This is a genomic window from Paenibacillus polygoni, from assembly GCF_030263935.1.
GTDB lineage: Bacteria > Bacillota > Bacilli > Paenibacillales > Paenibacillaceae > Paenibacillus > Paenibacillus polygoni.
In genome coordinates this window covers 1,283,660-1,305,879 of record NZ_CP127162.1, presented here as the reverse complement: position 1 = coordinate 1,305,879, position 22,220 = coordinate 1,283,660, and the positions used below count along the sequence as shown (strand labels likewise).

21 protein-coding genes are annotated in these 22,220 nt (G+C 40.4%); 5 read left to right on the top strand and 16 right to left on the bottom strand.

Annotated elements, in window-relative coordinates; all coding sequences use genetic code 11:
• Window positions 1-1,066: 1,066 nt before the first annotated feature.
• The 5 genes from QPK24_RS06255 to QPK24_RS06235 all read left to right on the top strand — a co-directional run bounded on the left by QPK24_RS06255 (window position 1,067) and on the right by QPK24_RS06235 (window position 4,463).
• Window positions 1,067-1,786 carry an anti sigma factor C-terminal domain-containing protein gene (locus tag QPK24_RS06255; protein WP_160037211.1) on the top strand — a complete coding sequence of 240 codons (720 nt, stop codon included), beginning with the start codon at window positions 1,067-1,069 and terminating at the stop codon, window positions 1,784-1,786.
• On the top strand, window positions 1,786-2,715 hold the full coding sequence (locus tag QPK24_RS06250; RefSeq protein ID WP_160037212.1) for a hypothetical protein: 930 nt from the start codon (window positions 1,786-1,788) through the stop codon (window positions 2,713-2,715). The genes QPK24_RS06255 and QPK24_RS06250 overlap by 1 nt, the downstream gene beginning before the upstream one ends.
• Window positions 2,716-2,734: 19 nt before the next feature.
• Window positions 2,735-3,115, top strand: a complete 381-nt coding sequence (locus tag QPK24_RS06245; protein WP_160037213.1) for a hypothetical protein — start codon at window positions 2,735-2,737, stop codon at window positions 3,113-3,115.
• A 335-nt stretch (window positions 3,116-3,450) separates the two neighbouring features.
• Complete coding sequence (locus QPK24_RS06240) at window positions 3,451-3,768, top strand: hypothetical protein (protein WP_160037214.1); 318 nt, start codon at window positions 3,451-3,453, stop codon at window positions 3,766-3,768.
• 227 nt (window positions 3,769-3,995) lie between these two features.
• Window positions 3,996-4,463 (top strand): DUF4367 domain-containing protein, encoded by a 468-nt coding sequence (locus QPK24_RS06235; RefSeq protein ID WP_160037248.1) that lies wholly within the window; start codon window positions 3,996-3,998, stop codon window positions 4,461-4,463.
• A gap of 488 nt (window positions 4,464-4,951) precedes the next feature.
• Here the strand turns inward: QPK24_RS06235 and QPK24_RS06230 are convergent, their stop codons facing one another.
• The 16 genes from QPK24_RS06230 to QPK24_RS06155 form a co-directional block, all read right to left on the bottom strand.
• Window positions 4,952-6,115 (bottom strand): alpha/beta hydrolase, encoded by a 1,164-nt coding sequence (locus QPK24_RS06230; RefSeq protein WP_285747102.1) that lies wholly within the window; start codon window positions 6,113-6,115, stop codon window positions 4,952-4,954.
• A 210-nt stretch (window positions 6,116-6,325) separates the two neighbouring features.
• Window positions 6,326-6,802, bottom strand: coding sequence for a MarR family winged helix-turn-helix transcriptional regulator (locus QPK24_RS06225; RefSeq protein WP_285747099.1), 477 nt, complete (start codon window positions 6,800-6,802; stop codon window positions 6,326-6,328).
• A gap of 545 nt (window positions 6,803-7,347) precedes the next feature.
• Complete coding sequence (locus tag QPK24_RS06220) at window positions 7,348-8,073, bottom strand: YwiC-like family protein (protein WP_285747097.1); 726 nt, start codon at window positions 8,071-8,073, stop codon at window positions 7,348-7,350.
• A 28-nt stretch (window positions 8,074-8,101) separates the two neighbouring features.
• Window positions 8,102-8,770 (bottom strand): molybdate ABC transporter permease subunit, encoded by a 669-nt coding sequence (gene modB / locus QPK24_RS06215; protein ID WP_285747095.1) that lies wholly within the window; start codon window positions 8,768-8,770, stop codon window positions 8,102-8,104.
• A gap of 2 nt (window positions 8,771-8,772) precedes the next feature.
• A complete protein-coding gene (gene modA / locus QPK24_RS06210; protein WP_285747093.1) occupies window positions 8,773-9,582 on the bottom strand; it encodes a molybdate ABC transporter substrate-binding protein in 810 nt (269 codons plus the stop codon).
• Between the two features lie 11 nt (window positions 9,583-9,593).
• Window positions 9,594-10,604: a GTP 3',8-cyclase MoaA gene (gene moaA / locus QPK24_RS06205; protein ID WP_285747091.1), complete on the bottom strand. Its 1,011-nt coding sequence runs from the start codon at window positions 10,602-10,604 to the stop codon at window positions 9,594-9,596.
• 51 nt (window positions 10,605-10,655) lie between these two features.
• Window positions 10,656-11,147, bottom strand: coding sequence for a molybdenum cofactor biosynthesis protein MoaE (locus QPK24_RS06200; RefSeq protein ID WP_285747089.1), 492 nt, complete (start codon window positions 11,145-11,147; stop codon window positions 10,656-10,658).
• Window positions 11,148-11,175: 28 nt separating this feature from the next.
• Entirely contained in the window at window positions 11,176-11,661 is a 486-nt protein-coding gene (gene moaC / locus QPK24_RS06195; protein WP_285747087.1) for a cyclic pyranopterin monophosphate synthase MoaC, read from the bottom strand.
• An 11-nt stretch (window positions 11,662-11,672) separates the two neighbouring features.
• Window positions 11,673-11,903: a MoaD/ThiS family protein gene (locus tag QPK24_RS06190; protein ID WP_285747085.1), complete on the bottom strand. Its 231-nt coding sequence runs from the start codon at window positions 11,901-11,903 to the stop codon at window positions 11,673-11,675.
• A gap of 26 nt (window positions 11,904-11,929) precedes the next feature.
• On the bottom strand, window positions 11,930-12,961 hold the full coding sequence (locus QPK24_RS06185; protein ID WP_285747083.1) for a ThiF family adenylyltransferase: 1,032 nt from the start codon (window positions 12,959-12,961) through the stop codon (window positions 11,930-11,932).
• A gap of 124 nt (window positions 12,962-13,085) precedes the next feature.
• Complete coding sequence (gene narI, locus QPK24_RS06180) at window positions 13,086-13,766, bottom strand: respiratory nitrate reductase subunit gamma (protein ID WP_285747081.1); 681 nt, start codon at window positions 13,764-13,766, stop codon at window positions 13,086-13,088.
• Window positions 13,763-14,425 carry a nitrate reductase molybdenum cofactor assembly chaperone gene (gene narJ / locus QPK24_RS06175; protein WP_285747079.1) on the bottom strand — a complete coding sequence of 221 codons (663 nt, stop codon included), beginning with the start codon at window positions 14,423-14,425 and terminating at the stop codon, window positions 13,763-13,765. Before narJ ends, narI begins: the two co-directional genes overlap by 4 nt.
• Before the next feature lie 39 nt (window positions 14,426-14,464).
• On the bottom strand, window positions 14,465-15,937 hold the full coding sequence (narH, locus tag QPK24_RS06170) for a nitrate reductase subunit beta (protein WP_285747076.1): 1,473 nt from the start codon (window positions 15,935-15,937) through the stop codon (window positions 14,465-14,467).
• Entirely contained in the window at window positions 15,927-19,607 is a 3,681-nt protein-coding gene (locus QPK24_RS06165; protein WP_285747073.1) for a nitrate reductase subunit alpha, read from the bottom strand. The genes narH and QPK24_RS06165 overlap by 11 nt, the downstream gene beginning before the upstream one ends.
• A 131-nt stretch (window positions 19,608-19,738) precedes the next feature.
• Window positions 19,739-20,320, bottom strand: a complete 582-nt coding sequence (gene mobB, locus QPK24_RS06160) for a molybdopterin-guanine dinucleotide biosynthesis protein B (protein WP_285747071.1) — start codon at window positions 20,318-20,320, stop codon at window positions 19,739-19,741.
• Window positions 20,321-20,601: 281 nt separating this feature from the next.
• Window positions 20,602-22,143, bottom strand: a complete 1,542-nt coding sequence (locus QPK24_RS06155) for a nitrate/nitrite transporter (protein WP_285747069.1) — start codon at window positions 22,141-22,143, stop codon at window positions 20,602-20,604.
• Window positions 22,144-22,220: the final 77 nt, after the last annotated feature.

The window sequence follows — 22,220 nt, the reverse complement described above, 5'->3', positions numbered from 1 at the left end:
TGCTATAAAATCATTATCTCCAACCCATACGGTTATACAGTCCCAAGGTATTCAGGTAAAGGCTAGCAAGGATAATCTTGAAAACATTGTACTCCGATTTGAGAGGGTTTAAGTAATAATTTACAGCAACAAATCATTTCATCTTTATCCATCTTTATCGATATAATTTGATGTTTACGCTAACGAAAAAACTTAGCTAGTGTTGTATCTGTCTGTACAGCAGTAATTCTAAGAAAAATCACTTAATTAAAAAAAGTATGAACCTAAGTGAAGGGGAGAAATAATGGAACACGAAAAAGAAATTCAAGAAATTAAAGATCGATTGATAAGTGTCGAAAGTCAACTCAAACATAAATCGCAATCTTCTGGAACATTCAAGATAGTAGTACTAATCGGAATTATCTTTCTCGTACTGTTTTTAATTTCAATTGGGTTATATCAATTTGCTTCTGGAGGGACCACCTGAAATTAATTAAGGGGGTTGGACATTGCCGAATGATTGATTTTATTAGAGATAACTCATTAAGCTAACTGTAAAACGATAGCTCAATAAGAACAAGTAAGCAGCCGCTCAAAAGACCGGTTGCTTTTTCTTTTAGCTAACGAACAGATTAGTTTAATTAATGCTGAGACTTCGGAATAACTTTTTAAAACTTGTAGCCAAGAAAAATGAAGATATAAATAATCTTGAACAAAAACTAAATGAAATTGAAGCTATTTAAGTTTTGTATCTGATTTTTTTCATTTCTAAAATTTATAGTTATCGCAATCTATTTCTGTTGGAAGAGGGTTATATTCCTCTATTTGAGAATTCAATATATGTATCTGGGAACTCTGTATATTTTAATGCTAGCATCATTAACCTCTCTAAAATGTATGTAGAAAGTATTACAGTGTGATACTTTCTACACTTAAAGTGCCTCTTATATTATCGACTATTAAGATGATAACTTTCTTAGTTCTATCTAGCATAGAGAATATTAATTGTTATATTTTTCCTGTATTTTCTGATAATATTAGTATATAGTTTCCAATTGAAAATAAACAATACAACTCAGGAGGACGTATGAAAAACAAAAAAAATAAACTGATTATAGGAGGTCTATTTTTTACTACTCTAATGGCAATTGGAATCGTATTTAATACACCAACTTTAAAGGCAGAGAATCCAGCTCTTAATTCAGATGAATTCACAATTAGTGATAGAATTAATACTTCAGAGAAAGAGCTGAAAATACTAGAAGAGAACACGAATCAAGAAATAGAGGCATTAATCTCCTTAGATGGACAGCATGAAGTTGAAATTGCTAAAGCGATTTCAACTGAAACGGGAATAGAAATCGAAGCAATGTATCATGCATACACGTATGAAGACGAAGTAATCAGCGGTGGATTTATTTTAGAAGAGGACCAAACAATTGAAGATGCAGTGGTTAAATATGAAGATGATCTCAAAACTATGCTTGTAAATCAAATTGAAAATTATGAGGAAGAAGTTTCTCTAAAAGAAAGATCACTTATATTAGAACAAAATCCCAATGCAGAAAAAGCACAAGAGGAACAACGTTCTGTGGAAGCAAAAAAAGAACTTATTCATGTATTTAAAGAGAGATTGAATGAACTTAACAATGACGGACTAAAAATATATGGCTTAAAAGTAAAGGGAACTGGTGAAAATCTTTTAAAATTAAAGTCACAGGAAGAAGTTAGATTAGTAGAAAAAGTAACTGGAGATAATGAAAATTGGAAACCAATTAACACGGTTACGTCGGAGGTACAAAATTAATGTTTAAAAAATTCATATCGATAGTTCTTGCGACAATGATGATTTTTATAGGTGTTTCTAATGTAAATGCTGCTCCAGCTGAAGATTGGGTTCCTTGGAAAGGAGACTCTAGTATATATGTTACTTCAAGTTATGAAAGATTTAGTCATCAACAAATTTATTTTAGGAGTGCTACAGTAGGTTTCTATGATTCTACATTTGATACTTATGAGCATTCAGCAGTTTTTTATGATTACGAAAATAAAGCCTTTGCTAGGGATGCAGCGGGATCAGCTTTTGAATCTAATTTTCCGGATCCATATTTAGATACACAAATTTTAAACAGCTGGGGTGTTGCAGGTAGTAAAAGTGAACCAGATGTTTCTGTAGGATCATACGATCCTAATGAATTTGTATCAGGTAAGTGGTATTATTCGACAGTTAAATTGGATAATACTGATAGTACAAAGAGTATGTATAAAATAACTGCACAAGAAGGAACTAACTACGGGTGTGGGAAATATTGTGTGAATGGTAATTCTAGTGCAATTCTTGTTCCTTTTGACCCGGAATTTACGGCTCCAGATAATCAAAGGTACAGATATGAATGGGAAGACAATAACTCAATGGCTGTTTCTCCAGATGACATATTAGTTAATGAATGGGGAGGAGGAACAATTACCTCAACTCAAGATCCTGACTACTGGAAATTTCAAGCTACAACAGGTGGCTATCATAAGGTAATATTAAATAATCCTAAAGGTAGTTATAACTATAATGTTACTATATTTAACAGTTCTGGAACACAAGTCGCGAGACTTGCAGATAGTGCTGATGGTTATGATGAACGGAACGATGTATATCTAAGTCCAGGAACCTATTATTTTAAAGTATCATCTGCATTAGGTTCATCTGCAGATTTACAATATCATTTACACATTAAAAAATAAGAGAAATAAGGAGTAACTAATGAAAAAGTTATGGTCTTTAGCAATATGTTTCTGTTTAACTTTGTTATTAACTGCTTGTGGAGACAAGATATCTCCTAAAAAAGTTGGAGACATGTTAAGTAATGAAGGAATCGAAGTAACATTCGGGGATAATATGGAGGAAAATTATTATCATTATTTTTTAAATAAAGATGCGAATTTTGCTATATATTTTCTTAAAGATACAGAAGAAGCAGAGGAACAAGAAAAATCTTTCAAAGATCCTAAGTATAAAACTTTTCTTGTGAATAATGGTAATTTGATAGTCTATTATTATATGAACGGTGAAGCAGATCAAGAATTAGATTCTAAGATATCAAATTTCGTTGAAAAATTTGATGAGCTAATAGAGGATAAATAAAGATCTCGATTCAGAAATTTGATCGTAACCTTCTCTTTAGATGACGTGTTGTGATTTATGAGAGACTATTAGATTCAATATTGTTAGCGAAAATATGGTTCAAGAAGAAAAAGTAAGCAACTGATCAATAAACCGGTTGCTTTTCTTTAAGCTTATAGGAATATCATCCCCAATGTATGGAGGAGCAGCTTGCCAGTTGGCAGTTGCTCCTTTTAGTTATGTAAACCGGCAGGAAAGTTGATTAAACAGACACATAAATATTCCTCACAAAGGGTTTTATGGTACTTGGTGAATATAAACATATGCTATTTAAAAAAGCGTCTTAGGAGGATATTATGAATGAAAACTACACGAAGATAATATTAACTGGAATACTGTTAAGCTTGTTGATCATTGCCTTTAAACCTAACCAAAAGGTTGAACCAACAATTATTCCACCATCCAATGTAACTGTAAGCAGTAATAACGAATTCATCCAAATTTCCTCAAACATTATTGGTGTGAAAGATGACGGAACGCATTCTGGCATTCGTGGACAACTACTGGTGTTTGAATACAACAATACATCTAAGTTATTTGAGTTTAAAGGATCACTTAATTATGAAGAGTACATCAATCATCCAGAAAAATACGGGATAGCTGTTAGAAAGTAAATAGTAATTTAGTATTTATATTCCGAGTTCTTCATTGAGCTAACAGAATAAACGTTAGATGAACACAGCAGGGAGCAGCTTACCACTTGGCAACTGCTCTCTTTTATTTACAAACCAGCAGAGTAGGATAGCGTGACGAAATGTACGAAACTTTATCTCGATGAATAATAAGTTTTGCTCAGGTAACCTTAATAAAAACATGGATCTTTTATTAAGGAGGAACAAGATTGTTTAACTACATAGTACTCGTATTAATGGTGATGATAAACGTATCAGGACATAACGAATGGGTGAACATTGATCAAACTGAAGAGAAAGTTATCAAGTCATATGAAAATCGGAGTGGGTTAAAAATAACTCTTCCTACGTTTCTTCCTTACAATATAAAAAAAACTGAAACAAAAGATATCAGTAAAGAACAAATAGAAGTCCGATATTATGGATTTGAGGCAGGAGATCAAATATTATTAAGCATTAGTAAAGAGAATAAAAAATTTGATCGTATTAAGCATTATGATGGAGCTTCCTATGCAAAGAAATTATTCTTAAAAGGAGAAGTTCCAGCTATTTTGTTAACTAGAGATTATAAAAGCTTAACTTTTGTTCACTCAGGAATACAGTATATAATTACTGATTTTACAGGAAGGCCACTTGATGATCAGGAAATCCAAAAAATAGCGGATTCAATGCTATAATCTAAATTTATTGTTACGCTAACGGAAAAACGATAGTTCAAAAGAACAAGTAAGCAACCGATCAACAGACCGGTTGCTTTTTCTGTAGCTGGCAGAATAGTTTAATACCATCGATAGTGAGGTTCATCATAAATGGAGTGAATAAGGAGTTTCAGTCCTGCATCTGGATCTGGTTTCTCAAACTGCTAGGAATCACCAAAGTGAGCATTATGGAATTTAGGTAAAATCTTTGGTGGATCGTTTTGCACTTCTACATGAATAACCAGTGCAATCCAAATGAAGAGTCAAAGAAACTGAATCGAAAATAGCAAAAGTTTTGTCACCCCACAATAATTACTAATGATCTAAAATTTTCAAGTATCAATATTTAAAGCTTCTTTCCAATGCACTCAGAAAAAGTCGAAAAAACACTTCTCTAACAAGAGTGATTAAAATACATCGACTCCAGTTAAAGAAGTGTTTCTATAGTTTCACTTTCTGTTCAAAGATCAATCTAAACTATCTAGAAAATCAAATTTTCTTTCAAGGTAAGTTTGCGCTGCTATACTCTCAATATTTTGCACCATAAAACCATGACCTTCTTCACCTTCATTTATATCAGGAATGTACAAGTCGGTTTTAACCCCAAGTTCTTTTAATTGGTGATAATAATCCTCCGCCTGGTCTGCAAATGTACCAGTGTTCCCGTCACTAATAAAGGTTGGAGGAAAATTACTCGTCGCTTTTGGAATTAAATTTAGAAGCTCTAATTTTTCTTTATCACTGCTGATCACCGGCTCATTGATATACGCAGCCAAACTTTGACCGAAGACATAGTCAGTAAATACACTTTCTTTTACCGTTCTATGGCCGCGATTCGCATCAAACGGGGATGATTCTAATACTAAAGCTTTAATATTCTTTAGTTCAATAATGGGATCAATTCCCACTTCTTTTGCAAACTTAGGGTTTGCTTGGATTGTTGTAAATTCTGTAACTATATATCCTCCAGAACTACCACCGGCAAAGACTACGTCATCCATATTAATACCGAATTTATCTCCATTTTTTTGCATGAATTGCACAGCTTCAGTTAATTGTATGACAGGTGTTGGGTGTACATATTGAGGAGCCAATGCGTAGTTTATTGTTACTACGTTATAACCTTGATCAATCATTTTTTCATAATGGTATAACGTAGCATTATTGGCCGATTCTGCGTTAGGATCTCCTTGCATTGAGTCTCCCATTATAAAGCCGCCACCATGAACATAAAAATATGTTGGACGCTTTTCGTCAAATTGACCATTTGGTGTAATGATATTTAAATTACTTCGTGGATATTTTTCTCCGTATTGAATATTACTAGTCAACTGATATTTACCATCAATAATTTTGGTTGTTGATGGCTGTACATTGTAAGTATTTTCTGCCCCATTAGTACTTTGCAAATATAAAGTAACTGGTTTTGGAGAAATTACAAAAATTAATAAAAATGCAGTAACCGAAATTAAAACGATTAGAGAAATCCATATACCAATTCTCAACACTATCGATTTGAAATTTCGATTCATTTTCGTATAGATCCCTAAGGCATAAACAATTAGTGTAAATCCTGTTAATATAAATGAAACTTGTGCAACTGCAAATAATCCAATCTTATTAAAGATCATCCAGAGGATTCTATAGCTATGAACAAAACAGAAATGCCTAGCAAGCCACGATAAAGCTTTTCATTTAAGCGCTTCTTAACTACTATAATATTGGTTATAGACAAAACAATTGCTACTAATCCTAATGGGATTAGATAATTGATAAAAAATGTCTGTGCCCAAGACAACAAGATGAATAGTAAACCAACAATAACGCCGTATAATCTTATATTAAATTTCATGTTTAATTATATCCTTCTTAACTAGATTCAATTGCGTATCAATCATAGATAAATACAGGTTTAATTTCTCTATTTCTTCAACAGTGAGGTTATTTCTTAAAGGTTTTAATATTTCTAATATTTTCTCCTTTTCTTCAGATAATTTGTTCTGTCCTTCTTCTGTTAATTCAAGGAAAACCTCTCGTTTATCTTTCTCATTAAACTCACGTTTAATTAAGCCTTTATCAGTTAAGCGATTCACTATAGCAGTGATAGAGCTTTTTTTGACATTAAGCGCTTTAGCTAAAAAACTCGATGTGCAATGCTCAGTAGTATTAATGACATTCATTAAATTAAACTGGTCAGGGGTAATACTGCTCGCTTTAAAAAATTCCTTTTGTATAGATTGCATATTAATTGATATTGATTGAGTTCTCTGAACAAACGTATCGACGTAGTTTTCAAATTGCTTTTCATCCATTTTCATTTAAACCCTCCTTCATAATATTAGTTTCACAATCTAACTGTTAGACTGTGAAACTAATATTATCAGCATGGATTTTTAAAGTCAACAGCTAAAAAAAGCACAACTAATGTTGGCCCCTGCTTTTAAGGACTTCATCTCCATGCCCCTAGATATGTTAATGATCAACTTTATCTGTCAACGGGTCCTCAGTCAGATCCAGATGAACGATCTTTCTATGTTGATAAGTTGCGTTCTTGGATAAAGGAAAACATCTAAGGTTAATGAGGAGCGGATGATAACCCTAGTAGGAGATGAACCTGAGGTTATGTGGGTCCTACTAGAGAAAAAATAAGGTTCTCTCATTACGCTAACGAAAAAACGTTACAACAGGTAGCATGGAGCAGTTTAGGTCGATAGTTGCTCTATTTTTTAACATTATCATCTCAAAAGCCCGTTATGATCGTATAAAAAATAGACCGCCATCACGCTGGATCGGTCTATTTCTCGTCTAATTATTGCAATTGCTACACTTATACTCTTTTTCTCGATGATAATGGATGTCCTCTTCAATACACGAACCACGAGATGATAATAAATTGTAATGCTCCAATCACCTCCAGAATTCCTGCTTTCATGGGCTTCATGGATTTCCCAGCGTACAGAAACGCACGCACCAGCGGGAAAATATAAGGTAAGACCATCCAAGGTTGACCTAATATAAATGGAATGAACAGAATCAATATATGATAGATTTTAGCTGCTTTCTCCCAAGCTGAATTGCCTCTTTCTCGAAATATCGTTTTCACGAACAGCGCTGTTCCCATGAAGTAAAGTAAGTTATAGAGCACAATGGTCAGCATCTCTGCATCCCAGGAACCGCCTGCATACAAGTAAGATGCAGCTCCTCCCAAGGAAAAGATCACAATGGCACAGAAATCATTCAAAATAGCTCGTTCCGCTTTCTTCTTAACATGCCATATGTTCACACTTAATAAGATCAGGAATGGGATTCCGAAATAAAATAATTGAGGTTTGTCAATAAGAGGATACAGGAGCGCTGCTATAGCAATTACGCCATAAATGACGGCATATTTTAATAAATGTGTCCGCTGTTTTTTTCTTTTTATCGCCTGTAATAAAGGATACGAAGCTAAGTACAAGAACAACCACGCTATAAATAAAAGAATATGGCTAAAGCGAGGTGTCCCTGCCATCACGCCAAATAAGAACGGAACACTAATCATGGCCCATCCCCCATGTTCATGAGGAATCACTATTTTATTCTGCTTCATCGGTATGGTCCTCTCTTCTGTAGTTTATTCAACTCGTTTTCTTCATTCTCGTCAGAAGCAGAAGCAGAAACGATATAAGAATGATCGAGATCGTCCACAGCCAGGCCATCGTCATATTCCCAGACTCCACCGCAACAAAAATCGCCGTTGGAACCGTTTGTGTCTTACCTGGGATATTTCCCGCTATCATAAGGGTTGCACCGAACTCCCCAAGACTGCGTGCAAAACTAAGAATATAAGCGGTCATGACCGAAGGAAGAGCTATAGGTAAGGTAACATAACGAAATACCTGCCATTCACTTGCACCACTAGACCGCGCTGCATCCATAAGGTTCGTATCAATCGCAGCAAACCCGTTCTTCATCGTCTGGTACACCAGCGGAAAAGATACGACTATTGAAGCAATAACTGCAGCTCCCCAGGAGAAAATAATCGAAGTAGAGAAGATACTTTCGATAACCTGTCCAACCCAGCTGTTTCTACCGAGAAATACAAGCAGCAAAAAACCGATCACGGTCGGAGGCAACACCAGCGGGAGCATGAATAACGTCTCGGCGATCACTTTCCCTGGGAATCTGGAAATAGACATACACCAAGCGATAAAAATACCAGCGCAGGTACTAAGAACACTGGAGATAGCAGCGACCTGCAGGGAGAGGCGTATCGGACTCCATATCTGCACAAAGTCTATATCCATGTCTACTCACCAGGAGCCGAGAAACCATATTTTTTGAAAATAGACATTGCTTCCTCCGATTGCAAATAAGTGTAGAATTCCATAACCTCTTGTTTATTTGCTGAAGAATGAATTACACCTACAGGATATTCAATGGGAGTATAGAATGAGGGATCCACCGTATAGGCGATTCTTACTTTATCTGAAGAGAGCGCATCTGTTTTGTATACAAAACCTGCCTCTACATTTTTCGTCTCCACATATTGCAGAACCTGACGCACATCTTTCGCTTGAATCATCTTGGACTCTACCTCTCCCCATATGTTTCCATGCTGAAGCGCTTCTTTCGCGTACTTACCAGCGGGTACGGTTTCAGGAATCCCAATGGCTATACTGCTAACTTCTGTTCTCAGCAAATCGCTCAAATTTCGAATCGTTGTCTTATCATCCGCTGTGGTAATCACCGTAAGTTCATTCGTGAGCAAGGTAGTCTGCTCGTCTTCTGCAATCATGCCCTCCTGAGCAAGAGCTTCTATATAAGATTTGGATGCAGAAATAAACAGATCAACTGGGGCCCCTCGCTCAATCTGCTGCTGCAATGCGCCCGATCCACCGAAGTTAAAATAGATCGTAACATCAGGATTTTCTGCTCTATAGTTATCTTGAATTTCTTGTAGAGCATCGGTTAGACTCGCTGCGGCAGATACTGTAATCTCTATTTCTTTACCATCTGTCTGCTTCTGAACCTGTTGATTCTCGCACCCCAATAATAGCAAAAAAAATGTGAAAAAAAGAACAACATATTTCATATCTTTCTTAGAAAAAAACCTCATATTTCCCCCTCCTATCCACCAATCTGTGACATTCTTCGGTGAGTAGGTGTATGAGTTGTTTCTTGTCCACCCTGCAGGAACTTATACATTTCATGATGTTCGGGCTTCGTACCAATCGCCTCTAGAAACATTTGCCGCAGTGCTTCGTCATCCCCGATTACCTTTCGGACTTGGAATTGTTCAGTCCATGCAAGACAAGGCTTGATATACCCATCAGCAGTAAGACGCAGACGGTTGCAAGACTGACAAAAATGTTCACTAACCGGATGAATCAAGCCAAAACTGCCGACGGCACCTTTTAGTCGATAATTCTGTGCGGGTCCGTTCCCCTTAACATTGTCTACACTTTCATAATCCCATTCCTGCTGGGTACATACTTCTTTCACTGTGCTGAGTGGCAGGTAGAGACTTTTCCACTGTTCGTCACTGTGTCCGATGGGCATATATTCGATGAAACGCACATGGATATCCCGATCTTTCGTCAGGGAAATAAAATCAGCAATTTCATCATCATTAACCCCCTTCATGAGGAGTACATTCAGCTTGATGGGAGTCAGTCCCACTTTGAGACAAGTATCTATGCTGTCCAGCACCTTTTGAACATTGCCTCCGCGTGTAATCATTTTAAACCGATCTGGGCGTAAGGAGTCCAAACTTATATTCACCCGTGTCAGGCCCGCTTCTTTTAATTTCGCTGCACGAGGTCCTAGAAAAATTCCGTTCGTTGTAAGAGCAATATCTTCAATCCCAGGAATATGAGAGATCATACCCACTAGTTTCTCCAGTTCTTTTCGGACAAGGGGTTCTCCTCCTGTCAGTCTGATTTTGGATATTCCCATTTCTGCAACAACCCGCACGACGTCAGCGATTTCATCATAAGTAAGTATCTTATCCGAAGGTTCAAATTCCATTCCTTCTTCCGGCATACAGTAAACACAGCGTAAATTACAGCGGTCTGTCACTGATATTCGTAAGTATTCATGTTTTCGGCCAAACGAATCTATAAGGCGAGGTACTGTCATCCGCTCATCAACTCCTTTCTTATAAAATAGGGTGGTTTGTAACCATGTTACTTATGCATGTTCCGTATCTTCTTTGAGTAGATCATGAAGTAAAGGACGGCCTTCTGGATAGCTGACTTGGTTTAATTGATCTCCAATCCACTCCGAACCATCTTCACCGTATTCTTTTTTCCAGATCGGTACAATCTGTTTAATCCGTTCAATAATATATTCATTCGCTTCATAAGCTGCTTTTCGGTGGGGAGAAGAGACCACAATCGCAACAGCAACATCAGAAATTTCAAGCCTGCCTATACGATGGGTGATAGCTACACATGTATCTGCCCAGCGTTCGCGTACTTCCTCACCAATACGTTCTAATTGTTTAACTGCCATAGAGGGATAAGCTTCATATTCTAGAAATAAGGTGCGTTTACCAAAGGTAAGTTCCCGCACTGTACCTAAAAAAAGAGTAATTGCTCCTGCTTCCCTGCGTTTTACTTTGCTAATCACTTCATCTGTTTCGATCGGTTGATCGGTGATCACGAATAATGAACTGTCCACTTTCGGCCTCCTTTCTTTCCTTTATATTTCATGGGTTTTGGCGATGGTAGTCACCGCTTTTTCCACCTTGCTTGCGCTCTAGATAAGTAGGTCCGAGAATCATCCCTTTATCGATCGCTTTACACATATCATATATCGTTAATCCTACGGTTTGTGCTGCTGTTAAAGCTTCCATCTCTACACCCGTTACGCCGGTTGTCTTCACTGTCACTTCAAAGGATAGGACCTCTTCACTTACGAATTCAAAGGTAATATCAATCCCTGTCAGCGGGATGGGATGACACATGGGAATGATATCGGATGTTTTTTTTGCTGCCATGATGCCGGCAATTTGGGCTACAGCAAGGACATCACCTTTTTCCATGGAACCTTCCTTAATTCTTTTTAAGGTTTCCGGCTGCATTTGGATCTGGCTTCTCACCACAGCCATCCGTTTCGTTTCTTTTTTATCCGTAACATCAACCATATGAGCCCGGCCCTGTTCATTAAAATGGGTTAGTTTATCCTTATTCATCGTCTTACTCCTTACCCGCCGCTAACAGGCGGAAGCAAAGCTACCGTATCGTTAGGACCAATCTGATCCTCTTCATCTGCGAATTGTTCGTTAACCGCAATCATCACGTGATCAAGTAATAGCTCAGGGTAACGTCTTTTCATCTCGAATCGAAAGTCAGCAACCGTGATCGAACCCAGATCTAAGTTCAATTCATGTGTTCCTAATTGCTCACTTAAATGCGCAAAACATAATATTTTCATAAAGGACCACCTTCTTTACCATAAATTCACATCACATATCGCTGATACAGTTTCTTAGCTTCTACAGGATCCGAAGTACCATGAATGAGTGCCCGTCCATCTTGAAAAATAACAAGCCTGAAATTCTCTTCTTCAATCTGAATAAGATGGGGAGTCACTCTTACGCCAGTATCTTTCCCCATTGCACGTTTAGCAACCCCTTCGAGATCAAGTAATTCTTCTCTCGGATAACGGACCCATACAGAGGTTCGGCCGCATAATACCTCCGTTTTGATCTCTGTATCATATCTCAGGTAAGGATAAGTCGGCTCGGCTCCACAGGTTTGACAGTTGTGATGTCCTGCATCATGATGAACCCGGATCGCCTGTGACATATTCGTCCATAGATCAAATACCATAAAACGATCAGACATCAACCTTTTGTTCCCGGTCAGCCATTTGAGCGCTTCGGCAGATTGCGTAGAAACTACTCTTTGTACAGCAGGGGCTATAATCCCCTCGATATCACAAGAAGCAGAACCGATAGGCATGCGCTTCAGTAAGCAATGAAGACAAGGTGTTTTTCCAGGGATAAAGTTATACACCGCACCAAAACTACCGGAGCAAGCTCCATAAATCCAAGGAATTTGATATTTGTAGGATATATCATTCATCATATAGCGGATAGGAAAATGGTCCGTCGCATCCAGAATTAAATCGATGTTGTGATTCTCCAAAATGTTCTGAAGGTCCCGTGCCGAACAATCCATTACATACGGATTTACCCGAATATCTGAGTTAATCTGCTGTAATCGATTCGCTGCTGCAATCGCTTTAGGAAGCTGCTCGCTTACATCTTGTTCTGCATATAAAGATTGACGCTGCAGATTGCTCATTTCCACCACATCACGATCAATGATCGAAATCGTCCCTACTCCCGATCGAGCAAGAATTTCCGCATTCCCTGAACCAAGCGCACCGGCACCGATGATGAGTACATGTGCATCAGAGAGAAGCTGCTGCCCCTGTATACCAATCGGCTGAAAATTCTCCTGTCTGCTATAGCGACCCTGATTCACACGATCCCTCCTTCCTCTACCTCCTGTTTAGAAAAAAGCGGCATGGATTCCGCCTAAGCGGACCATGCCCTTTTTCAATACATCCGAATCATATGATATCTATATCTATTTTTTAAAAAACCTATTAACCCCGTTTGCGATACACTACATAGCTGCGTCTCAAATATTTGATAGGCATGCTGAGCATATGCACAAGTCTTGTGAAAGGGAATACCGCAAATAACGATAGCCCTAGAACTACATGAATTTGGAAAATGAGAGGCACCTCGCTCATGAGTGCAGCATCCGGTCTAAAGATGAGCACCCCTCGAAGCCATGGACCAATAGTCTCCCGGTAATCAAACTCTCCGCTGCCTGCCATATTGAAGAGAGTAGCACTCATGCCAACAACGACAATGAGAGTAAGGAGGATGATGGATAACATATCTCCAAAGCTGCTGGTTCTCCGAATACGAACGTCAGATAGACGGCGAACAACAAGAATAATACAACCAATCAGCGTCATGATTCCGGCAATAGTCCCAATCGAAAGTGCCATTAAATGATACACATGATCTGAAACTCCGAGTGCTGAAAGCCAAGATTTAGGGATAAGAATACCACCTACATGACCAAAGAAGACAAGGATAATTCCAATGTGGAACAAATTACTTCCAAGACGCAGCTTCTTCTTCTCTAAGAGTTCACTCGATTTCGCTGTCCAGCCAAACTGATCTGTTTGATAGCGATAATAAAGACCCACCAAAAACAAGATGAGTATGATATAGGGATAAATCACCCAGAAAAATTGACTCCCCCAAGTCATGAGGTTCCCTCCTTAACTTGTCCATATCCAGCAGCGGCCCACATCGGACCGCAGCCTTGTGCAGAAGGCATGCTTCCGCATGCAGCCGGAGCTGATATTTCGATTAACCCTTCCGTGATACCGGAATGATCCAGTATCCACAGTATGGCTTCCATAACATATCGATAAGGACTATTTTGCTTATCTAGTGCTGATTGCAACTGTTCGAGTGCTTTACGGAAAGAGACTAAAAGCCCTATGCCTCTGTCCATCTCTGCAACAGCCACATATTCAAGCACCAGCGGCAGAAAATCAGGTAATTCATCCGTATCCATGATCATGTCCTCTTCTTCATAGAGCTGCTTCAAACGCAGCAAGGCAGGACCACGTTCCCGATCTTCACCCAGTTGTCCATAAGTTAGATACAAATTTGATTTCTTATTGAAATCAAACGTCTTAACATAGGCGGATGTAATTGCCTCTGCATCCATACCCGCAAAGGAGGCAATACAGTCACCAGCTAAGGTTTGCAGAGTATCTCTCACTTCTTCGTTCTCTTCCTGGATCAAATGGCACCAGTCAACATACATGTCATCTGACGTTTCTTGCCATGTTGCATCCGGGTATTGCAATAGCTGTGAGAAGAGCATCCAGCTTGAACGCAGCGTTATCTCTTTCATATCCGATCACTCCTTTTCGATTCGATGGAAACGTAAGACTCATCCGCCACAAGGTCCAGGTCCGCCTGCCATATTCGTGAACCCGCAGCCTCCTTGTTCGGAGTAGAGATCTGCGAACTCCTCTCGGTGTGCGGAAGGAATGACAAATCGATCTTCGTATTTCGCAATTGCAAGTAAACGGTACATTTCTTCTGTATCTTTTTCCGTCATACCGAATTGTTTCAGTATGTCAAGATCAGGTGTTTTGTTTAAGTTACGAGAACGCATATGTGAACGCATAACAGCCATCTTTTTCAGCACATTCGTAACCACATCGGTATCTCCAGCAGTCAATAAGTTTGCCAGATACTGAACAGGAATACGCATGTCATCAATTGCCGGGAAAATATCTTCCGGTACCGCTGATGCGCCTTTCCCTTCCACCATGTTCGTAATTGGGCTGAGCGGCGGTACATACCATACCATTGGCAATGTCCGGTATTCCGGATGAAGCGGAAGTGCAATCTTCCAGTCGACTACCATCTTGTAGATCGGTGAACGCTGTGCGTGCTCAATCCAGTCTTCTGGAATATTCGCAGCTCTCGCTGCAGCAATGACTTCAGGATCGTTCGGATCCAGGAATACATTAAGCTGTGATTCATAAAGATCTTTCTCGTTTGTAACGGATGCAGCTGCTTCCACTTTATCCGCATCATAGAGCATAACGCCCAGGTAACGAATTCTTCCTACGCAAGTCTCGGAGCAAATCGTAGGCAGTCCTTGCTCAAGCCGCGGGAAGCAAAGTGTACATTTCTCTGCTTTGTTTGTTTGCCAGTTGAAGTACACTTTTTTATATGGACAGCTGGATACGCAGAATCTCCAAGAGCGGCAAGCATTCTGATCAACCAGAACGATTCCGTCTTCTTCGCGTTTGTACATTGCTCCGGAAGGACAGCTCGATACACAGGCTGGGTTAATGCAGTGCTCACAAATACGCGGCAAGTACATCATAAATACCTGTTCAAACTCCATACGAACGGATTCTTCAATCCCCTTCATATTCGGATCTTCGTATCCTGACTCATGTACCCCGGCTAGGTCATCTTCCCAGTTTGGTCCCCACTCCAGGTTCATATATTCACCAGTGATCTGCGATTTCGGACGTGCTACTGGCTGGTGTTTAAGCTCAGGACTCTGCTGAAGTTTCTCATAATCATAATCCCATGGCTCGTAGTAATCATCGATTGTTGGTTGATCCGGGTTGTGGAAAATATTTTTTAGGCGATTCGCACGGCTGCCTGAACGAAGTTCAAGCTTGCCGTCTTTTTTCAGTTCCCAACCGCCTTTATATTTATCTTGGTTCTCCCATTGTTTTGGATATCCAATACCTGGCTTTGTCTCTACATTGTTGAACCACATGTACTCGGCACCTTTACGGTTTGTCCATGTGTTCTTACAAGTGACCGAGCAGGTATGACATCCAATACATTTATCTAAGTTCATGACCATTCCGATTTGCGCTTTAATCTTCAAGCCAGTTCACCTCCTCAAGTTTGCGGATCACAACATACAGATCCCGTTGGTTTCCTGTAGGTCCATAGTAGTTAAATCCGTAGCTCAGTTGGGCATAGCCGCCAATCATGTGCGTTGGTTTCACGTGAATCCGTGTCGGACTGTTGTGTGTACCACCGCGTGTTGTCGTCACATCGGTTGCAGGCACGTTAATTGTGCGGTCCTGCGCATGGTGCATGTAAGCCATTCCGCGAGGCATACGGTGCGTAACAACGGCACGAGCAACGACCGCACCATTTTGGTTGAAGCACTCAATCCAGTCGTTATCTTTAATATCTGCATCTGCTGCATCGTCCTTATTGACCCAAATCGTTGGTCCTCCGCGGAACAAGGTGAGCATTGGCAGAGAGTCAAAATACATACTGTGAATCGACCACTTACTATGCGGTGTCATGAAGTTCAGTACAATCTCTTTCCCTTTCGTCGCTGGACGTTTTTTATTGGTATGGAAAGGTGCATGTTTCATCGTCGGTTTATAAATCGCCATGTTTTCACCGAACTCCGTCAACATTTCATGATCAAGGAAGTAATGCTGACGACCTGTAAGCGTACGATAAGGAATCAGGCGCTCTACATTGGTTGTAAATGGTGAATAACGACGACCATGTTGTTCAGAACCACTGAAAGCAGGTGAAGTGATTACGGTTTTTGGCTGTGTTGTAATCTCGTTGAAAGTGAATCGTTCTTCCATCCGGTCTTCCGCCAGATCTTTCAGTTTAAGTGCTGTTTTTTGCTCGAGGGATTCCCAAGCTCTAACCGCCATCTTACCGTTACTTGTCGTGGACAAGGACAGGATCGCTTCCGCCATGTGACGGTCTGTTACGAGTTTCGGACATCCTTCGCTAATACCAGGTTCCTCCACTACGCCATTCACTTTTTTCATGAGTTCATATTCTTCTGCTGCAGACCAGTTAATGCCCTTAATACCATAAGGTTTATCTTTGATGTTAGGTCCAAGTGCTGTCATTTTCTTATACACAGAAGCATAATCACGTTCTACAACTACAAACTTCGGCATGGTTTTGCCTGGAATTGCGTCAATCTCACCTTTACTCCAATCCAAAATTCGGCCGAAAGGCTGAGACAATTCATCTGGTGTATCATGCTGAAGCGGAACTGCTACCACATCACGCTGCGGTTCTGTGAACTGGCTTTCTGCCATTTCAGAGAATGTTTTGGCAATCGTCTTAAATGTCTCCCAGTCAGATTTGGATTCCCATAGCGGCGCTACAGCCGGGTTAAATGGGTGGATGAACGGATGCATATCTGTAGAAGACAGGTCGCTCTTCTCATACCAAGTCGCTGCAGGAAGCACGATATCGGAATAAACCGCTGTTCCGGACATGCGGAAATCGATGTCTACCATTAAGTCAAGTTTGCCTTCCGCTGCGTTGTCATGCCATTTGATTTCCTTCGGACGAATCGTTTCGGAATCATCATTCAGCAGTCCGTTGTGTGCTCCAAGTAAATATTTCAGGAAGTACTCATGACCTTTACCAGAACTTGAGATCAAGTTCGCACGCCATACAAACATGACTTTTGGATGGTTTACTTCCGCATCTGGATCTTCAATTGCAAACTGCATTTTACGATCTTTCAGCTGCTTAGCAACATAATTTGCTACGTCTTCCGGTGTATTGTGACCTTGCTCGGAAGCTTCTTTCGCAACTTCAATCGAGTTTCTATTAAATTGCGGATACGAAGGCAGCCATCCTAGACGAGCAGCCATGACGTTGTAATCCGCATAGTGAGAATAACGTGCTCCATCTACCAAAGCAGATGTATGTCCATCTACTGGATTTGATTCAAATCTCCACTGATTCGTAGCAAAATAGAAGAAAGATGTACCATTTTGCTGACGCGGCGGCATCGTCCAGTCACGTGCAAACGCAACATTAGCCCAGCCTTCTGCAGGACGAAGTTTTTCTTGTCCAACATAGTGCGCCCAGCCTCCGCCATTCACACCTTGGCAGCCTGTCATTAATACAAGGTTCAGTACACTGCGGTAGATGGTATCGGAGTTGTACCAGTGGTTAATACCGGCACCCACGATAATCATGGAACGACCTTTACTATCCACTGCATTCTGAGCAAATTCACGTGCAATCTGAATGACAGATTCACGATCTACGCCTGTAATCTGTTCTTGCCATGCAGGTGAATATACCGTGTTCGCATCATCGTAATTGCTTCCGTTTACGGCATCAACACCGTAGTGGGCAAGCATAAGATCAAATACGCTAGTTACTCGGTACGTTTCCCCATTTGAATTCGTGATCGTACGGTATGGAATGTTACGAGTAACAACGGTATTTCCTTCGTCGTCAAAGTAAGGGAACTTAATAGTCAGTTCACCGTCCGCTGTTGTACCAAGTCCAAGCTGTGGAGAAATTTCTTCCCCAGTAAGGGTATCCACCATTTCGAGGTTCCATTTTCCTTCTTCTCCCCAGCGTGAACCGATGGTTCCGTTCGGGATGCGAAGCTCGCCTGAATTCTCATCGATCAATACGGTTTTCCACTCTGCATTATTGGTATCCACACCAAGATCTTTAGCAGTCAGGAAGCGATTTGCCGTAAAGGCGCCGTCTTTCTCATCCAACATAACGAGGAATGGGAAATCCGTATATTTTTTAGAATATTCATTGAAATAAGGTGTGCTTTGTTTCACATAGAATTCATTTAAAATAACGTGGCCCATTGCCATCGCTAGTGCTCCGTCCGTCCCTTGTTTTGCTGGGAGCCACTTATCTGCGAATCTTACAAATTCCGCGTAGTCCGGACTAATGGATACCACTTTCGTTCCACGGTACCGTGCTTCTGTCATGAAGTGAGCATCCGGTGTTCTCGTCATCGGCAGGTTTGAACCCCATACTAGCAAGTAGCTGGAATTGTACCAGTCACTACTTTCTGGAACATCCGTTTGATCCCCCCAAATTTGCGGTGATGCCGGAGGCAAATCTGCATACCAGTCATAGAAACTAAGCAGCGGAGATCCCACAAGAGAAAGGAAACGAGATCCTGCTGCATAACTTACCATGGACATCGCAGGGATTGGAGAGAATCCAATGATGCGGTCTGGTCCGTTCTGCTTAATTGTGTGCAGCATGGAAGCAGAGATGATCTCGGATACTTCATCCCAGGATGCGCGGACCATTCCACCTTTACCCCGTGCTGATTTATATGTTAATTTTTTGTTCTTATCTGCAACAATCGAATTCCATGCTTTCACAGGATCCTTATGCTCACGTTTCGCTTCTCTCCATAGTTCAAGCAATTTACCGCGAATGTATGGATATTTCACACGCAGCGGACTATAGAGATACCAAGAAAAGCTTGCTCCACGCGGGCAACCGCGAGGTTCAAATTCCGGCATATCCGGCCCAGTCGTAGGATAATCAGTTTGCTGTGTTTCCCAAGTAACAATGCCATCTTTAACAAAAATTTTCCAGCTGCAAGAACCTGTACAGTTGACGCCATGTGTTGAACGTACCACTTTGTCATGTTGCCAACGATTCCGATACATTTCTTCAGAAGAACGGTCGGCAAGAGTAACTTCACTCCATCCTTCCGAGTTCTTTTCGCGCTTACGGAAAAATTTTAATCTTTGTAGTAGAGGATTGGTTTTATTCATCTTCCCAGCTCCTTGCGCATTTTGATACTTCTATTGTATACGCAAGATTAGGGTGATTAAGAGGGGGGAACTCCCCCATTCCAAGGTAGGGATTCCCCGATGTTCATGTACTGAATGCGAGGGTGAACTTATTACTCGGATAGAAGAGATAATGCGAGGGAAATAGAGTGCTGAATCACATTCGTTTCGTTATTCATGAAAATGATCGGTATCTCTGCATAGCCGTTATCTCGCTGCCACTGAATTCCTTCGAAGACGAGAGAATCCTGCCAGCTAAGGAATAACTTGATATTAGAAGCTTGTCTCAGCAAACTTTCCATATCATTGTGATCACGAAGCAGTGCAATTTTTGGATAAGGAGCTGTTTTGAACCCTTCTGCAAGCAAAAGGTCTACTCTCCCCTTCATGTGCTCTGCAATTTGATCTAAAGATGTCTCCGATCCTCGCATCATGCGAGTCGCTGTCTGCGATGTAAGTACGGTTTCTACTGCGCCGCTGGCCAGATGTTTGGAACTATCTGTACCCGCATCGTCCAGCTCAAATGTATGTGCATCACGTTTAGCTGAACCAACACGAACTCCTTTTGCCGATAATGCGGAAATTAACTTGCAGCATAAGGTTGTTTTTCCGCTGTTCTTATAGCCAATCACCTGCAGTACAGGCAGACTGCCTAGGTTTAACGCCTCTTCTTCTTGATTCATTCCTGATAACATAGCAGCACCTCCCTTTTTTTAAATTCCATTAAACATCATCATATCATTATGTTCTGGCAGAAGCCCTTTCGGCTAGATCATGAGATCATATTCTAGACAGCTACACAGCCACACAGCCCGCACAGAATATAGGGAATTCCCCCATACCCAGGACGAATATAATGCGGAAATGGCTGTGAAGCGCCTAAGCTCCACAGCCAATATCCTACAGAATATTTTGCATAAACGTTACCGGCACTTAAAGGTATTCACTATCTACGGCGGTTTATGCTTGTATCCCTTTATTTTTGTTTTGTATTACGATCTACCTTAAGCGAAGCATTTTGAACCTCTTTCGGATCTACTTCACTAAATACACCTACATAATAGTTAATTTCTCCAACATCATTTTGAATGCCGTTAATCGTTAAATACTGCAGATATAGATTTCCGTTCTTTTTCTTGTTCCAAATGTTGCCTGACCAGGATTTCTTCTCTTTAATCTGCTTCCACATCAAATCATAGAAGGAACCATCATGTTTACCAGATTTCAAGAATCCAGGAGTTTTACCGATAGCCTCCTCAGTAGTATAACCCGTAATCTCCGTAAAGGCCGGGTTAATAGTCTGAATGATTCCTTTAGAGTTCGTCACAAGTACAGCCTGCGACGTCGTGTTCACGATTTTCTCAGCAAGTTTCATACGATCTTGCCAGTACATATATAGTACGAGAAGGATACTGCACAAGGAAACCATCGCCAAGGCCATGAACCCGATCGCGTAGTGACCTGTAATTGCAAATAGAGAGGAAAGCATTAGCGGCGGGAAGAAACCACCGAGTCCCCCTAGAGCTGAGATCAGACCATTTGCAATACCCGATTGTTTTGCAAAATAAAGAGGTACCAATTTGAAAATCGTACCATTACCAATCCCTGCACATAGTCCGATGAGCAAGCATCCTACGGTAAAGAGTGAAAGTCCTGGAGAGAACGCAAGAATTACACCGCCGATTGTTAGACCAGCGAACACGAACAGCAAGATTTTGAATGGATTGAATTTGTCACCAAGCCATCCTCCTGTTGTACGCATAAATGTTGCGAGTGTAATGAATCCAGCTGCGCGCAGTCCAGCATCCACTTTACTGATTCCAAAAGTATTCACGAGATGATTCGGCAAGAATACAGTGAAAGCAACGAAAGCACCAAAGGTAATAAAGTAGAAGAAGCATAATAACCATAACTTTTCATTCTTATATACACCTTTAATTTGGTCTTTCAGTGAAGTATTCAATTTTGCTTCTTTTCGATCACCAAGGAAGAAGTTAGCAAGGACAAAGACAGCAAGGACAATCATATAAATTTGCACGGTAGCACGCCATCCAAATTGCTCTGCAAGCACCGGTGCGAAGAATGTACTAAGTGCGGACCCTAAGTTACCAAGTCCATAAATACCATTAACGAGACCATGTTTTTCTTTTGGATAGTATTTAGGCAGTGAAGTAACACCGACAGAGAATGTTGCACCCGAGATCCCCAGGAACAAACCTCCAATAATTAAATCAATGAAACTATCTGCTCGGCTAATGTAAAATACCGGGATCAGCAGTACAAGGAAGCTGACCAAAAACATATTGCGAGCTCCGTATTTGTTCGTCCAAAAACCAAATGGAATTCGCAAGATCGAACCAAGTACGACAGGTACTGCGGTAACAAGAGACAATTGTCCTGCCGTTAATGGAATTCCGTCCTTAATAAATACGATTAATGATGATAAAATACCCCAAACCGCAAAACCTAAGACCAAACTTAGGGTTTGTAAGGGAAGTATTGCTTTAGGTGGTTTCATGACCTATCCTCCTCATAAGACTCTAACTGCTATGATTTCATTATCCTTATAGAGAGGGTAAAAAAGAATTGGGGAAT